We start from the raw sequence: 12,844 nt of genomic DNA, 5'->3' as shown, positions 1-12,844 counted from the left end.
ATATGAATTCACAGGCAATAATTTCAACGTTATCTCTTGAAAATGTGAAGCCAGTAAATCTTGTCTTAGGTAATGAGACTTATTTAATGGAAGATGTAAAAAAAGCATTTACTGAGTTGATACCTGAAGAAGAGAGAACGATGAATTTAGGTAAATATGATATGGAGGAGGTTCCGTTGGCTAAAGCATTAGATGATGCGATGTCTGTTCCTTTTTTTGGTGATAAGCGCTTAATTTTTATTCAAAATCCTTTTTTTCTAACGTCAGACACTAAAAAAAGAAAAATTGAACACGATATTGATGGTCTTTTATCTTATTTAGCTCATCCGGAACCAACAAGTATTGTAGTTATATTTGCGCCTTATAAAGAATTAGATGGTCGTAAAAAGATTAGTAAGATGCTTAAAAAATTTAGTCTAGTTATTGATAATCAACCGTTAAATGAGCGTGCAACGCGACAGTTTATAGCCCAAGAGATGGCTAACAAATCATTTGAAATAGATGAAAACGCTTTGGAATTATTTCTAGAAAGAACCAATACAGAATTATCAACAATCATGAATGAATTGCCAAAGTTATTTTTGTATAATTTTGAAACCCACCGAATTACATTATCATCTGTTGAAAATTTAGTTTCTAAAACTTTAGAACAAAATATATTTGATTTAGTAGATGTTGTTATTTCAAATAATATTGAAAAATCAGTAACGTTGTATCATGATTTAATTTTACAAAATGAAGAGCCAATTAAGATAAATGCAATATTATTGGGACAATTTAGATTATTATTACAAGTGAAAATTTTGCAAGATAAAGGTTACTCACAAGGAGATTTAGCTAGTGTTTTAAAAGTGCATCCTTATCGAATTAAGTTGGCACTTCAAAAGATAAAGAAATTTAATAGAAGTGATTTGAGGAAAATTTATTTAGCGTTAATTGATTTAGAAAAAGCAATGAAGACGACACAACAAGATCAAGAAGGATTATTCTCATTATTTATGCTTCAAATTAATCGTATAGATGTATAAAATAAAAAATACCCAGTAGATTATTAATCTACTGGGTATTTTTCTGAAAACTTATTTAGCGTAACGAGCAGCCATACGAGACTTATCACGAGCAGCTTTGTTTTCTTTGATCAAACCTTTAGAATGTGCTTTGTCGATTGCAGTAATAGCAGCTTTGTATAAAGCATCTACATTATCGGCACCAGCAGTCTTAGCTTGTTCAAACTTCTTTACAGCAGTACGCATTGTGCTTAATTGAGCAGCATTTTTAACGTTTGCTTTTTCATTCGTTTTTACACGTTTAATTGCAGATTGAATAATTGGCATTTAAGTCACCTCCACTTATCATGATCACCTTATTGGTTCTCAACAAATATTTCAACAACCATTATTATACCTAACCAAATTAGTTAATGCAATGAAAACTTGTAAAGGATTTTTACTTGATAGTAATAATTAGATAAGAGAAGTTATAAAAAACTTGCAATATACTCTAAATTTTAGTAAGGTTAGATTTGTTCCAAGTAACCTTTAACTTAGTTTGTTGACGTCTCACCGACGACTTACTCGGTTTTAGGCATTTAGATTCAGAAAGGTGGGAAACACTAATGGCAATTACAAATGAAAAGAAAACAGAAATTATGAACGAATATGCTCGTCAAGAAGGCGATACAGGTTCTGCTGAAGTACAAATCGCTGTACTTACTGCAGATATCGTTGAATTGAATGCACATATCGGCGTTCATAAAAAAGATTTCGCTTCACAACGTGGTTTGATGAAGAAAATCGGACATCGTCGTAACCTTTTAGCATATTTACGTAACAAAGATATTCAACGTTACCGTGAATTGATCCAACGCTTAGGTCTTCGTCGTTAAAACTAAAAGCAAAACTCTTAATAAGAGTTTTGCTTTTTTTATTTTTAAAATTTAAGATATGTCTACTATAAGTGAGTTAAATGTAAAACGTTCATAAATTTTATGGTATAATTGAGATTCAAATAAAGAAAAAGAAGGTTTTTTTCAATGGACGGATATAGAGTTGCGGTTGTCGGTGCTACAGGCGCTGTTGGAACACGAATGATTCAAATGCTAGAAGAAACAAGTTTACCCATCAATAGTATTAAATATTTGGCATCTAAACGTTCTGCAGGACAAGTATTAAAATTTAAAGGTCAGGATGTTATCGTAGAAGAAACAACATCTGATTCTTTTGAGAATGTTGATTTGGCTCTATTTTCTGCTGGCGGTAGTGTATCTAAAAAGTTTGCACCTGAAGCAATTAAACGTGGTGCAGTTGTTGTAGACAACACTAGTGCGTTTAGAATGGATCCTGATGTCCCACTAGTAGTTCCTGAAGTTAATGAACAGGCACTTTATGAACACAAAGGACTAATTGCTAACCCAAATTGTTCAACTATCCAAATGGTAGTTGCACTAGAACCAATTCGTAAAAATTACGGTTTAAAGAAGGTTGTTGTTACAACAATGCAAGCTGTTAGTGGTGCTGGAAACTTAGCTATTCAAGAATTAAAAGATGAAACACAAGCTTATCTTGATGGCGAAGAGATGGAAGCAAAGATTTTACCAGCTTCTGGTGATAAAAAGCATTATCCAATTGCATTTAATCCACTACCACAAATTGATGTTTTTGAAGACACAGGTTATACACATGAAGAATGGAAAATGATTCATGAAACGAAGAAAATAATGTCTAATCAAGATATTCAAGTTACTGCAACATGTGTACGTGTACCAGTTGTTGTTAGCCATTCGGAATCTGTTTGGTTTGAAGTTGAAAGTCATGATGCTTCTGTTAAACAAATTCAAAATATTCTTGCAGATGCACCCGGTGTGGTTTTACAAGATAATCCGGAACAACAGATATATCCACAAGCAATTAATGCCACTGGTAAGAAAGATACATTTGTTGGTCGTGTTAGAGCTGATTTAGAACAGGATAATGCCTTCCAATTATGGGTCGTTTCGGATAATTTGTTAAAAGGTGCTGCATGGAATTCAGTTCAAATTGCTGAAAAATTGCATGAATTAGATTTATTAAGAGTTCCAAAGTAAAAAGAAAGGAGTGAATTAAGCGAATGTTTGAAAATGTAGATATAATGACAGCTATGGTCACACCATTTAATGATCAGAATCAAGTGGATGAAGATCGCTTAATTAAATTAATTGAACATTTAATTTTAACAGGTTCAAAAGGTATCCTGGTTAATGGTACTACGGGCGAATCGCCTACGTTGAATCATTCTGAAAAATTAAATTTGATTAAAAAAACAGTGGCAATAGTTAATGGTAGAGTTCCAATTATGGCTGGTACAGGATCAAATAATACTATGGAGACAATTGATTTTACCAATGAGGTAGCCGCTATTACTGGTGTGGACGCAGCTTTAGTTGTTGTGCCATACTATAATAAGCCTAATCAAAAAGGTATGATTGCTCATTTTGAAGCAGTTGCAAATGCTTCGAAATTGCCTATTTTCATTTATAATATTCCGGGTCGTACAGGCGTAACTATGACTGTTGAAACAATTGTTAAGTTATCTAATAATAATCATATTATTGGTATTAAAGATTGTACAGGTAGTGAAAATTTAAGTCGTATTGTTGAACAAACGCCAGATGATTTCTTGGTGTATACTGGTGAAGATACGGATAGTTTGACTGCAAAAATCTTAGGAGCAAGTGGTGTTATTTCTGTTGCAAGCCATATATTTGGTATTGAAATGACTAAAATGTATCAAGCTGTACAAGATGGAAATATTAAGCTTGCAGGAGATATTCAAAGAGAGTTGACGCCAAAAATGGCTGCACTTTTTTCTCTTCCATCTCCTGGACCAGCTAAAGCAGCTTTAAATTACAAGGGTATCTTAGTAGGTGGGTGTCGTTTACCAATAGAGGCATTAACTGACAATGAAATAAATCAACTAGTGAAAATACTAAAAATATAAAATATGTAAGAGGTGAAGTAATGAGTAAAGTTAAAATAATTCCACTTGGTGGCGTTCGAGAAAATGGTAAAAATATGTATGTCGTTGAAGTGGATGATGATCTATTTATTTTTGATTCTGGATTAATGTATCCAGAAAATGGCTTATTAGGGATTGATATTGTAATTCCTGATTTTAGTTATTTGAGAGAAAATAAAGAACGAATTGTAGGTGTTTTCTTAACACATGGGCATGCAGATGCAATTGGTGCATTACCATACTTTGTGAGTGAATTTGATGTGCCTGTTTTTGGATCAGAATTAACAATTGCATTAGCAAAAATTAATATTGAAAATGATCCTAAGGCAAGTAAATTTTCTGATTTTCACGTTGTTAATGATCAGACTGAGATTGATTTTGGTAAAACGACAATTTCATTCTTTAAAACGACCCATTCAATTCCTGAATCATTAGGAATCGTTTTAGGTACTGATGAAGGGCAGATTGTTTATACAGGTGATTTTAAGTTCGATCAAGCTGCGGCACCAGTTTACCAAACAGATTTTGGACGTTTAGCTGAGATTGGTAAGAATGGTGTTTTAGCGTTATTAAGTGATTCAGCTAATGCTGAGAACCCATTCCCAACAGTCAATGAAAGTGCAATTGACGAATACATTAATGAAACATTTGAATATCAAAAAGGTCGTATTATTGTTGCCTGTGTGGCATCAAATATATTACGAGTACAACAGATACTAAATGCTGCAAAGGAAAGTCATCGAAAGGTTATATTAACAGGACACGATGTTGAAAAAATCGTTAAAACAGCTATGGATTTGAAGAAATTAGTTCTTCCTGATGAAAATTTAATTGTTCCAATGAGTGATATTAGCAAATATGACGATGATCAACTAATTATATTGGAAACAGGTAAAATGGGTGAACCTTTAAAATCATTACAGCGAATGGCTTTAAATCAACATTCAACTGTTAATATTCATGAAGGAGATCTTGTTTTCATTACGACAACAACGTCAAAAGCTATGGAAACTAATGTGGCAAAGACAAGAGATCTCATTTACCGAGCAGGAGCTGATGTGAAAGCAATTTCTGATGAATTAAATTCTTCAGGTCATGCTGGTCAAAATGATTTACAACTAATGATCAATTTAATGAAACCAAAATACCTGGTTCCAATTCAAGGTGAATATCGATTACTTGCGGCACATGCTGATTTAGCACATACATTAGGAATGCCATATGATCATATCTTTATTACTGGTAAGGGTGATGTTTTAAGTTATTCTGAAGGAAAAATGAATTTAGGATCGCAAGTTGAAGCAGGAAATACCATGATTGATGGTATTGGTGTTGGTGATATTGGAAATATTGTACTGAGAGATCGTAAAATACTTTCTGAAGATGGTATTTTTATTGCAGTCGTCACAATTGATCGTAAAAAGAAAAAAATCATAAACAAGCCTAAAATTACATCAAGAGGATTTGTTTATACAAAAACGAGCCTTGATTTAATTGAAAAGAGTGCTGAAATTGTGTCAGAAACAGTACAAGATAATTTGAACAATAAAGAATTTGATTGGGGACATTTAAAACAAGATGTTCGTGAAAAAATGAGTCATTTCCTATATGAACAAACAAAACGACGTCCAGTTATTTTACCTGTTATTATGGAAATTAATCAGTATCATAGAAAATCAACAAAGTCTAAAGAAGTTAAACCGGCGGAAACAAAAAATAACGAAAAATAATCAAAAAGGGATAACACAAATGTTGTTATCCCTTTTTTTAGAATAAATAGAGGATATTATGGCAGAAATTATTCCGTTTCCCGACCAAGAGAAACAAAATTATCAGTTAGCAAAAAAGGCTGTAAGTGACAAAAATTATCAACTAGCATCACAATTATTCACAAAAAATTATGATGGTCATCGTAGTTTTAAAAATAATAAATTATTGGTTAATTCTCTAGTTTTGGATGCTCAATTTCAAGAAGCGTTAATTATCGCTGACGAATTTTATAGCGATTACTTAAAACGTGGGGATCAATTTGCAGTTTATTTAAATATACTGTTAAAAAACAATAAATTTATTCGAGCTTGGCAATTGGTTAAAGAGCAACCTTTTGCCACATCACTAGTTTTGGATGCTGAAAATGAATGCCGTGAAAAATTCGATAAACAACTTAGACAAAATGAACGTCAATTTGCACACTTAGGTTCAGTGGACTTTTTTGGACAGCAACAAATTGTTCAAAGTGGACTGGTACTACCTAAAAATGAATTCTTAGATGCTTGTCAAAAAATATTTATGGATAAAGACGTACATCCAATTATAAAATCAAGTCTATTGCAAGAGGTACAAAAGATACCTAATAATATTGAAATAATAAACTATTTATGGGTTGATGGAACTCAGAAAAAAATTGACGTAAAAAAATTAGTTGCAAATGAAAATGAACCTGTATTACTGACAATTAATCAATTAACAAAAAATGATGAGGGAACTATTGATGTACAAATGAATAATTCTTTAAATCATATGTTAAATTTAAAATTGGGGATGATTTATCCTTTTGCAAGTGATTTTTTGGGTATTGAGAAAGAATGGATTGAATTAGTAAAAAGTGAGTTAGGTATGGAATCCACTTTTAAAAGGACTGAAAATTTAACGTATATGGTTGAATTAAATGCATTACTTTCGAAAGAATTAACTGAAATTATGAATTAATGATTAGGTAAAGCTAGCCGTTTACAGTAATCTATGATATTCTAATAAAGAATCCAAAATTTCACTTAGATTTAGTTGTATGAGCGTAGATTTAACCAGGTTATTTTAAGACGAGATAAAAAGTTTCAGTATTCTTTAAATAGGTATTTACAAAACTCTAAACAGTCTATATAATATTTTAAGGATTCTTCTTTATTTGATGATAATGTATTTTGTTATTAAATAAAGAAGTAGTATAATAAAAACAAAGAATCATCAGGGTTAGATTTTCTAAAACTGTTTTATTCTTACAAAAACACTAGGAGGCTCTTATTCATGGCAAAAGAACATTACGAACGAACAAAACCCCATGTTAATATTGGTACTATTGGACATGTCGATCATGGGAAGACAACTTTAACAGCTGCAATTAGTAAAGTATTATCAGACAACGGTTTCGGTGAAGCAGCAGATTTCGCTTCAATCGATGCTGCACCTGAAGAACGTGAACGTGGTATTACTATCAATACTGCCCATGTTGAATACGAAACAGCTGCACGTCATTACGCACATATCGATGCTCCAGGACATGCTGATTACGTTAAAAACATGATCACTGGTGCTGCACAAATGGATGGTGCTATCTTAGTTGTAGCCGCAACTGATGGCCCTATGCCTCAAACACGTGAACATATCTTACTTGCTCGCCAAGTTGGTGTTGATTACCTTATCGTGTTCTTAAACAAAACTGATTTGGTTGATGATGAAGAATTATTAGACCTTGTAGAAATGGAAGTTCGTGAATTATTAAGCGAATATGATTTCCCAGGCGATGATATTCCTGTTATCCGTGGTTCAGCTCTTAAAGCCCTTGAAGGCGATCCAGAAGCTGTAAAACAAGTTGAATTATTAATGGATACTGTTGATTCATACATCCCAACACCAGTTCGTCCTACAGACCAACCATTCTTAATGCCAGTTGAAGATGTATTTACAATTACTGGTCGTGGAACTGTTGCTTCAGGTCGTATCGATCGTGGTACAGTTAAAGTCGGAGACGATATTGAAATTGTTGGTTTACATGAAGATGTTCTTAAAACAACAGTTACAGGTATCGAAATGTTCCGTAAAACACTTGACGAAGGTGAAGCCGGCGATAACGTTGGTGCTTTACTCCGTGGTGTTGATCGCGAACAAATCGAACGTGGACAAGTTCTTGCACAACCTGGTTCAATCAAAACTCACAAATTATTCAAAGGCGAAGTTTATATCCTTTCTAAGGAAGAAGGTGGACGTCATACTCCATTCTTCTCAAACTACCGTCCTCAATTCTTCTTCCATACAACTGATGTTACTGGTGTTATTGAATTACCAGAAGGTGTAGAAATGGTTATGCCTGGTGATAACGTTACATTTACAGTATCATTAATCGCCCCAGTTGCTATTGAAAAAGGTCTTAAATTTACTGTTCGTGAAGGTGGCCGTACTGTTGGTGCCGGAGTCGTTTCAGAAATTGATGATTAATTTTTAATTAATTAAAAAAAGAAATTCGGAAAGCTTTTGCTTTTCGAATTTTTTTTTATAACCATTTACAATCTAGTAATGATACGGTAAAATAGACAAGTATATAAATAGTACGAATATAAAATTTTTGTTCTACCGGAGGGAAAACAATGTCAGCAAAATTTGAAAAAACAGGTAAAAACAATGGAGAAATAACATTCGAAATTGAAACTGATAAAATTAAAGAAGGATTGGAAAAAGCTTTCTTAAAAGTTAAGAAAGATTTAACTGTTCCTGGATTCCGTAAAGGAAAAGTTTCACGTCAAGTATTTAACAGAATGTATGGTGAAGAATCATTATACGAAGATGCTTTAAACATTCTATTGCCAGAAGCATACGAAAAGGCACTTGAAGAAGTTAAAGTATCACCCGTTGATCAACCTGATATTAACATTGATAGTTTAGAAAAAGATTCTACATGGGTCCTTAAAGCTAAAGTTACACTTCAACCAGAAGTTGAATTAGGTGACTATAAAGGATTAACTGTTCCTAAACAATCACGTCGAGTAACTAAAAAAGACGTAGAAGATAGTTTAGAAGCAAAACGTCAACAACAAGCTGAACTTGTACTTAAAGAAGACGAAGCAGCTATTTCTGGCGACACTGTTATCATTGATTTTGAAGGTAAAGTTGATGGCGTTGCATTTGATGGTGGAAAATCAGAAAATTATACTCTTGAATTAGGTTCAAATTCATTTATTCCTGGATTTGAAGACCAATTGGTAGGACATAAAGCTGGAGAGGATGTTGACGTAAAAGTTACATTCCCTGAAGATTACCAAGCTGAAGACTTACGTGGTAAAGAAGCAGTATTTGCTGTTAAAGTTCATGAAGTCAAAGGCAAAGAACTTCCAGAAATGGATGATGAATTTGCTAAAGATGTTGATGAAGAAGTTAATACGCTTGAAGAATTACAAGCAAAAACAAAAGATCAAATTAAAGAAACAAAAGAAGCTGCAGCTAAGGAAGCAATTCAAGATGCAGCAATTGAATTAGCAGTTGATAATGCTAAAGTTGATGAAATTCCTAATTCAATGATTGAAGAAGATGTTCATCGCCAAATGGATCAATACCTTGCAAATATGCAACAACAAGGAATTGACACAAAGATGTACTTCCAATTAACAGGAACAAGTGAAGACGATTTACACAAACAATTTGAAGAAGGCGCAGAACGTCGTGTTAAAACAAATCTTGTGTTAGAAGCTATCGTTGCCGCTGAAAAAATTGAACCTTCTGAAGAAGAAGTTTCATCTGAAATATCAAACTTAGCAGAACAATATGGTATGGAAGAAGAAGCAGTTCGTTCTGCTCTTTCAGACGATATGGTAAAACATGATATTGCTATCAAGAAAGTTGTTGACGAGTTAGCTGACTCAGCAGTTGAAGAAGCAAAAATGAAAAAATAAATAATTAATCGGATATTTTGATTAATCATTTTGAATGAATGAGATTGAAGCGAGTTTATTAGCTTCAATCTTTTTTGTTAAATACATTTGAACGTAAATATTCGCGAAATATTGCTTTATTTGGTACTATAGGTATGCATAAAGTAAAAGATGAGAAGAAAAATACGAGGTGGTAAAATGTTCGAAAATACTGAAGAAGGCGGACCCGTAAATTGTTCTTTTTGCGGTAAGTCACAAGATCAAGTAATGAAAATCGTTGCTGGACCTGGTGTTTATATTTGTAATGAATGTGTTGATTTATGTAAGGAAATTATCGACGAGGAATTCAGGGAACAAATGGATTCTGAACCATTACTTGTATTAAAACCACAAGCAATTATGAATAAATTGAATGATTATGTAATTGGGCAAGATCAATCTAAAAAAACGTTGTCAGTTGCGGTTTATAATCATTATAAACGAGTTAATCATATGCTTGAAGTTGACGAAGATAATGACGAAACAGAATTACAAAAAAGTAATATTTGTTTAGTTGGTCCTACGGGATCAGGTAAGACATATTTAGCACAAAGTTTAGCTAAAATTTTAAACGTACCATTTGCTATTGCAGATGCCACTACTTTAACTGAGGCTGGATATGTTGGTGAAGATGTTGAAAATATCCTTTTAAAATTATTGCAAAGTGCAGATTATGATGTTGCAAAAGCTGAAAAAGGAATTATCTACATTGATGAAATCGATAAAATTGCTAAGAAGAGTGAGAATGTTTCAATCACACGTGATGTATCAGGTGAGGGTGTTCAACAGGCACTTTTAAAGATTCTTGAAGGTACTATTGCAAGTGTTCCGCCTCAAGGTGGACGTAAACACCCACAACAAGAATTAATTCAAATAGATACTAAGAATATTTTATTTATTGTTGGTGGGGCATTTGCTGGAATTGAAACAATGGTCAAAAATCGATTAGGCGATAAAACGATTGGTTTCGGTGCTGAATCCAATTCTGAAACTATTGATGAACAAAATAGTGTTATGCAACAAATTATTCCAGAAGATTTATTAAAATTTGGATTAATTCCTGAATTTGTTGGTCGTTTACCAATTATGACAGCTTTAGAAGAATTAAAAGAAGAAGATTTAGTTCGAATTTTAACGGAACCTAAAAATGCATTGGTTAAACAATATACAAAACTTGTTGAATTAGATGGTGTGACGCTTGAATTCGAACCTGAGGCATTGTCACGAGTTGCCGAACTTGCTATTAAGCGAGATACTGGGGCACGAGGTTTGCGATCTATTATTGAAGAAACAATGCGTGATGTTATGTTTGATATTCCAAGCCAAGAAGACATCGAGCGCGTAATTATCACTAAAGCAACAGTTGATCAAACTGATGGTCCTGTAATAATTAAAGGGAGCAAGAAAGCAGCATCTTAAAGTCTTGTTAGAGTATAGTCATTTAAAGACTGTCAAATATAGTGAGTACACTCTAAAAAAAAGACATAGTAATGAATATAAATGTAGTATAATGAATTTAAGGTTAATAATTTTAATAAATAATAAAGGGTGGACGTCATGAATAAAACAATAAAAAAAGCGATTTTGTTCGGATTTTCTGGGGTATTGTTGGGTGGACTTGGGTTATTCAATAAGTCTGTTGAAGCTAAGGCTCCTGCAAATAATATTGGGTACAGTGTTCAAAGTATTCAATCTGATAAACAAGTTAAAGCTAGTTTGAAACAATCATACTTTGATTTGAAATTGGATGCTAAGGAAAAAGAAACGATTTCAGTTAAAATCTTTAATTCATCAGACAAAGCATTAAAAATTCGTAATGCTGTTTATACAGCATCTACAAATGATAATGGTCAGCTTGAATATGCAAAAGAATTAGCAAAAAAGAATATTGATAAATCAATGAAATATCCTTTAGCTTCACTTACTAAGTTAGATTCAGGTAGTGTCGTAACAGTTCCTGCTAAAGGAAGTAAAATCGTTAAGGCTACAATTACTATGCCAAAAGATAGTTTCAACGGTGTTTTGTTAGGTAGCTGGTATTTTGAAAAAGTTGATAATTCAACTAAAGAAACAAGTAATAAAAAAGGGATTTCAATTTCAAATGCATATTCATATGCAATTGGAATTAAAATTTTAGAGAAGAAGACGGTTGAACCAAATATGAATTTATTATCAGTTAAAGCTGGTATGAGAAACTATCGTAAAGGTGTATTCCCTGTATTCCAAAACGATAAAGCCGTAATTATTCCTAAATTAACAATTAAATCTGAAATTATGAAAAAGGGTTCAACAGATGTTTTAGAAAATACAACATTAAAGAACCTATCAATGGCTCCTAATTCAAATTTCAAATTCCCAATGCTTTATGACAAGGGTCAATTAGAAGCTGGAGACTACACATTAAAGGCTGTAGCAACAAGTGGTAAAAACACTTGGAAATTCAATAAAAACTTCACAATTACAAATGATGATGCAAGTAAGTACAACAAAGATGCTATTGGAGATCCACAAAAAGCAACAAATCCGCTATGGTATGTTGCTTTAGGTCTTGGTCTCGCAATCCTAGTGATACTAATCTTTTTCCTTATTAAAAGATATGTTGATAAGAAAAAAGCTGATAAGTAAGTATTTAATATTATTATTTATTTTATTTTTCAGTATGCTCGTGACACTTAAAAGTGTGTCTGCAGACATAACGTATGGGTACAGTACGTTACCTAATACGGTTAACAAATATGTTAAGAAAAATAATTCAGAATTTGCAATTTATTCTGATAGTAATAATAGAGAATCACCTTATTTGCAAATAATCGCAACTGATGGATTGACACCATCATGGCAATTGAAAGGTAGGCTACAATATAAGTCAAACGATATTGTACATGTTGACTTATTTCGGCCAAAGTTACAGTCTGGATTAAAGAATATGCCAAGAACTTATGGTGATCTAATTTCTGGAGATTCAACTAATATAACAGCAAATGCTAAAGATAGTAGTGGGGAATATTTATTTTATTGGCCCAATACTTTAATTCAGATTTTGACAACGCATGTGGTAACATATTCGGAAGTACAAATAATTTGGATTATCCAAACGGCAGCAACAAAATAAAAGCTTTACAACATCGAATTATTTAATTCATGTTGTAAAGCTTTTTGATTCAGATTAAGTT

12 protein-coding genes are annotated in these 12,844 nt (G+C 32.7%); 11 read left to right on the top strand and 1 reads right to left on the bottom strand.

Going from position 1 to position 12,844, the window contains the following annotated elements:
• Positions 1 to 2: 2 nt before the first annotated feature.
• Positions 3 to 1,028, top strand: coding sequence for a DNA polymerase III subunit delta (holA, locus tag AC1RPQ_RS05285; protein WP_481761709.1), 1,026 nt, complete (start codon positions 3 to 5; stop codon positions 1,026 to 1,028).
• Between the two features lie 51 nt (positions 1,029 to 1,079).
• Here holA and rpsT read toward each other — a convergent pair whose 3' ends face one another.
• Positions 1,080 to 1,334 (bottom strand): 30S ribosomal protein S20, encoded by a 255-nt coding sequence (gene rpsT, locus AC1RPQ_RS05280; protein WP_409022404.1) that lies wholly within the window; start codon positions 1,332 to 1,334, stop codon positions 1,080 to 1,082.
• Between the two features lie 281 nt (positions 1,335 to 1,615).
• Between rpsT and rpsO the strand changes: the two genes are divergently transcribed.
• The 10 genes from rpsO (at position 1,616) to AC1RPQ_RS05230 (ending at position 12,783) form a co-directional block, all read left to right on the top strand.
• Entirely contained in the window at positions 1,616 to 1,885 is a 270-nt protein-coding gene (rpsO, locus tag AC1RPQ_RS05275) for a 30S ribosomal protein S15 (protein ID WP_409022405.1), read from the top strand.
• Positions 1,886 to 2,032: 147 nt separating this feature from the next.
• Positions 2,033 to 3,082 carry an aspartate-semialdehyde dehydrogenase gene (locus AC1RPQ_RS05270; protein WP_481761710.1) on the top strand — a complete coding sequence of 350 codons (1,050 nt, stop codon included), beginning with the start codon at positions 2,033 to 2,035 and terminating at the stop codon, positions 3,080 to 3,082.
• Between the two features lie 23 nt (positions 3,083 to 3,105).
• Positions 3,106 to 3,975 carry a 4-hydroxy-tetrahydrodipicolinate synthase gene (gene dapA, locus AC1RPQ_RS05265; protein WP_481761711.1) on the top strand — a complete coding sequence of 290 codons (870 nt, stop codon included), beginning with the start codon at positions 3,106 to 3,108 and terminating at the stop codon, positions 3,973 to 3,975.
• Positions 3,976 to 3,995: 20 nt separating this feature from the next.
• On the top strand, positions 3,996 to 5,723 hold the full coding sequence (locus AC1RPQ_RS05260; protein WP_409022408.1) for a ribonuclease J: 1,728 nt from the start codon (positions 3,996 to 3,998) through the stop codon (positions 5,721 to 5,723).
• Positions 5,724 to 5,781: 58 nt separating this feature from the next.
• The gene (locus AC1RPQ_RS05255) at positions 5,782 to 6,702 is read left to right on the top strand and encodes a hypothetical protein (protein WP_481761712.1); all 921 of its coding nucleotides are present in this window, start codon (positions 5,782 to 5,784) and stop codon (positions 6,700 to 6,702) included.
• 315 nt (positions 6,703 to 7,017) lie between these two features.
• The gene (gene tuf, locus AC1RPQ_RS05250; RefSeq protein ID WP_409022410.1) at positions 7,018 to 8,205 is read left to right on the top strand and encodes an elongation factor Tu; all 1,188 of its coding nucleotides are present in this window, start codon (positions 7,018 to 7,020) and stop codon (positions 8,203 to 8,205) included.
• Between the two features lie 149 nt (positions 8,206 to 8,354).
• Positions 8,355 to 9,653: a trigger factor gene (gene tig / locus AC1RPQ_RS05245; protein WP_409022411.1), complete on the top strand. Its 1,299-nt coding sequence runs from the start codon at positions 8,355 to 8,357 to the stop codon at positions 9,651 to 9,653.
• 177 nt (positions 9,654 to 9,830) lie between these two features.
• Positions 9,831 to 11,090 carry an ATP-dependent Clp protease ATP-binding subunit ClpX gene (gene clpX, locus AC1RPQ_RS05240; protein ID WP_409022412.1) on the top strand — a complete coding sequence of 420 codons (1,260 nt, stop codon included), beginning with the start codon at positions 9,831 to 9,833 and terminating at the stop codon, positions 11,088 to 11,090.
• Positions 11,091 to 11,228: 138 nt separating this feature from the next.
• Positions 11,229 to 12,296: a WxLIP family cell surface protein gene (locus tag AC1RPQ_RS05235; RefSeq protein ID WP_409022413.1), complete on the top strand. Its 1,068-nt coding sequence runs from the start codon at positions 11,229 to 11,231 to the stop codon at positions 12,294 to 12,296.
• A gap of 34 nt (positions 12,297 to 12,330) precedes the next feature.
• The gene (locus AC1RPQ_RS05230; RefSeq protein ID WP_481761713.1) at positions 12,331 to 12,783 is read left to right on the top strand and encodes a hypothetical protein; all 453 of its coding nucleotides are present in this window, start codon (positions 12,331 to 12,333) and stop codon (positions 12,781 to 12,783) included.
• Positions 12,784 to 12,844 lie beyond the last annotated feature (61 nt).

This window comes from Dellaglioa sp. CoH-57-MRSF-21 (assembly GCF_056781915.1).
The sequence above is the reverse complement of the archived record's forward strand: the minus strand, read 5'-3'. Positions and strand labels throughout refer to the sequence as shown.

Bases quoted from the DNA above. Each gene is read 5' to 3' on its own strand.
- holA (WP_481761709.1), top strand. From the start codon at position 3: ATGAATTCACAGGCAATAATTTCAACGTTATCTCTTGAAAATGTGAAG.
- rpsT (WP_409022404.1), bottom strand. From the start codon at position 1,334: ATGCCAATTATTCAATCTGCAATTAAACGTGTAAAAACGAATGAAAAA.
- rpsO (WP_409022405.1), top strand. From the start codon at position 1,616: ATGGCAATTACAAATGAAAAGAAAACAGAAATTATGAACGAATATGCT.
- AC1RPQ_RS05270 (WP_481761710.1), top strand. From the start codon at position 2,033: ATGGACGGATATAGAGTTGCGGTTGTCGGTGCTACAGGCGCTGTTGGA.
- dapA (WP_481761711.1), top strand. From the start codon at position 3,106: ATGTTTGAAAATGTAGATATAATGACAGCTATGGTCACACCATTTAAT.
- AC1RPQ_RS05260 (WP_409022408.1), top strand. From the start codon at position 3,996: ATGAGTAAAGTTAAAATAATTCCACTTGGTGGCGTTCGAGAAAATGGT.
- AC1RPQ_RS05255 (WP_481761712.1), top strand. From the start codon at position 5,782: ATGGCAGAAATTATTCCGTTTCCCGACCAAGAGAAACAAAATTATCAG.
- tuf (WP_409022410.1), top strand. From the start codon at position 7,018: ATGGCAAAAGAACATTACGAACGAACAAAACCCCATGTTAATATTGGT.
- tig (WP_409022411.1), top strand. From the start codon at position 8,355: ATGTCAGCAAAATTTGAAAAAACAGGTAAAAACAATGGAGAAATAACA.
- clpX (WP_409022412.1), top strand. From the start codon at position 9,831: ATGTTCGAAAATACTGAAGAAGGCGGACCCGTAAATTGTTCTTTTTGC.
- AC1RPQ_RS05235 (WP_409022413.1), top strand. From the start codon at position 11,229: ATGAATAAAACAATAAAAAAAGCGATTTTGTTCGGATTTTCTGGGGTA.
- AC1RPQ_RS05230 (WP_481761713.1), top strand. From the start codon at position 12,331: ATGCTCGTGACACTTAAAAGTGTGTCTGCAGACATAACGTATGGGTAC.